Below are 2,609 nucleotides of genomic sequence, written 5' to 3' on the forward strand. Positions count from 1 at the left end.
GGCTCGAATCTCATCCTTTCATACCGGCAGACCCGGCGGAAAGGGCGAACCGCTGCCGTGAGATTTTTTCCATGCAGGTAGCCAGCCTGACCAAGAAACTCTCCGGGGCCGGCAAGAACCGCCTGATACTGGGGGTTTCCGGGGGGCTTGATTCCACTCTGAGCCTGCTGGTGGCCGTGAAGACGATGGACTTCCTGGGACTGCCCAGGCAGAATGTCCACGCCTACAGCCTGCCCGCCTTCGGCACCACCCCGAGGACAAAGACTAACGCCCGAAAACTAAGCCGGGCATTAGGAGTAAGCTTTGAGCAGGTAGATATCAGAAAAAGTTGCCGGTCACACCTCAAAGACCTCAAACACAACGGTGATGGGGACATCGTCTTCGAAAATGTCCAGGCCCGGTACCGGACCGAGTTTCTCTTCAACAAGGCCAACCATCTCGACGCCATCGTCCTCGGCACCGGAGACCTGACCGAGATTGCCCTCGGATGGTGCACCTTCTCGGGAGACCATATCTCGCATTATCACATCAACTGCTCCGTACCCAAGACGCTGGTGCAGTTTCTGGTACGCTGGGTAGCTGACGAAGAACTGTCCGGCTCACCGGCGCAGAAAGTCCTCTATGACGTCCTGGACACACCCATCTCCCCGGAATTACTACCCGCCGAGAACCACCAGATCACGCAAATGAGCGAGGAAGTCATCGGGCCGGTTGAGCTTGCCGATTTCTACCTCTACCCCTTCATCCGCTTCGGTATGAGACCGGGTAAGATCCTCTACCTGGCTAACGAAGTGAGAAAACGGGGACTTTTTGATGGCCAGTACACCCTTGATGACCTGCGTAAATGGCTGAAGAGCTTCCTGCAAAGGTTCTTCGCCAACCAGTTCAAGAGGACCTGCCTGCCAGAGGGGCCCAAGATTGGGTCGGTGAGCCTGTCTCCACGGGGGGACTGGAGGATGCCTTCCGACGCCCGCGTTCAGCTCTGGCTCGACGACCTGGAAGCGATGTATTCCAGGCTAAAAGAAAACAGCGACTAAGCCGGCGGTTGGACAGGAGTGAAAGCTCAGTCCGGTTCACCGGTTACTTTTTTACCCGCCTCCTGCGTCTGCATGTACTGAGTCACGGCAGCGATGGCAGCTACCCTTTTCCTATCACTGAATATCTGGGTCAGCTTCTCCCTGAGTGGTTTTTCTCGCTCTTCAATAGCCAGCATATCATCCAGAAGGGTTGTTTCCCGTGTCACGAAATGAGTACCGAGCGCACCACTAACGAAACTCTGGTTTTCCATAACAGCCTTGTGGAAGGAAATGTTGGTGGTCACACCCATAATTATATACTCGTACAGGGCCCGCCTCATTCGATGTATGGCCTCATTACGGTCACGTCCCCACGCAATGAGTTTGGAAATCATGGGGTCATAGGTACCGGGTATTGTGTAGCCGGTGTGAACGCCGCTATCGACACGGATACCGACACCCCCCGGAGAACGGTAATGAGTAAGCTTACCCGGTGAGGGTGCGAAATTGTTTCTGGGATCCTCGGCATTGATACGGCACTCGATAGCCCAGCCGTTCAACCTTAATTCATCCTGGGTCAGGCTGAGGGTCTCGCCATCGGCGATTCTTATTTGCTCTTTGACGATATCGATACCGGTGACGAATTCGGTCACCGGATGCTCAACCTGGATACGGGTATTGGCCTCAAGGAAGTAGAAATTGCCCTTATCCAGCAAGAACTCAATGGTACCGGCGCCCTGGTAATTCACATGGCGAGCCGATTTAACGGCCACTTCTCCCATGTTTTTTCTGAGTTCCGGAGTAACGGCTGGTGAGGGCGCTTCCTCTATGAGCTTCTGATACCTTCTTTGTATAGAGCATTCTCTCTCGCCCAGGTGAATGACATTGCCATGCGTATCGGCCAGTATCTGAAATTCAATATGCCGTGCGTGAGGAAGGTATTTTTCGATATACACATCAGCCAGGCCGAAGGTGCTGCGGGCAATGAGCTGAGCGGACTCGAGGGCTTTTTTCAGTTCGTCCTCATTATTAGCCACGGTCATGCCGATGCCGCCGCCACCGCCAGACGGCTTTATGATAATGGGGAAGCCGATTTCACGTACCGCCTGCCGGACCTGGCTGAAATCAGAAACCGGATGGTCACTGCCGGGGATGGTGGGAATACCGGCACGTCTCATCTCACGCCGGGCGGCAATCTTGTTGCCCATGAGTTCCAGAACCCGGCTGGAGGGGCCGATAAAGGTAATACCAGCCTGTTCACAAGCCAGTGCAAAACTAGGGTTCTGGGCAAGGAACCCATACCCGGGATGAATGGCATTGGCGCCTGAATCCAGGGCGATTTCAATGATTTTCCGGATATTAAGGTAGCTCTCTGATGCCGGGGACGGACCGACAAAATAGGCCTCATTGGCGTATTTAGAGAAAAGGGAATTGGCGTCAGCCTCGGAATAAATGGCCACAGAGGGGATATCCATCTCCCGGCAGGCCCGCATAATACGGACGGCTATTTCGCCACGGTTAGCAACCAGGACCTTATTTATCATCTTCCTTTACCTGTACCGAGACAGACATGCTTACTTCTTAAGGTTCAAT

At 54.0% G+C, this 2,609-nt stretch carries 2 protein-coding genes; one reads left to right on the forward strand and one right to left on the reverse strand.

The features are described 5' to 3' along the window. Positions 1-1,037 (forward strand): NAD(+) synthase (locus Q8Q07_04355; protein MDP3879524.1); only part of this gene is annotated, 1,037 nt, incomplete at its 5' end. 26 nt (positions 1,038-1,063) lie between these two features. On the opposite strand, the gene Q8Q07_04360 is transcribed toward Q8Q07_04355, so the two are convergent. Next, on the reverse strand, positions 1,064-2,560 hold the full coding sequence (locus Q8Q07_04360) for an acetyl-CoA carboxylase biotin carboxylase subunit (protein MDP3879525.1): 1,497 nt from the start codon (positions 2,558-2,560) through the stop codon (positions 1,064-1,066). Between the last annotated feature and the right edge of the window lie 49 nt (positions 2,561-2,609).

This window comes from Dehalococcoidales bacterium, from assembly GCA_030698765.1.
GTDB lineage: Bacteria > Chloroflexota > Dehalococcoidia > Dehalococcoidales > UBA2162 > JAUYMF01.

Excerpts from the sequence above, each read along its gene's own strand:
- Q8Q07_04360 (MDP3879525.1), bottom strand. The coding sequence starts at position 2,560 with ATGATAAATAAGGTCCTGGTTGCTAACCGTGGCGAAATAGCCGTCCGT.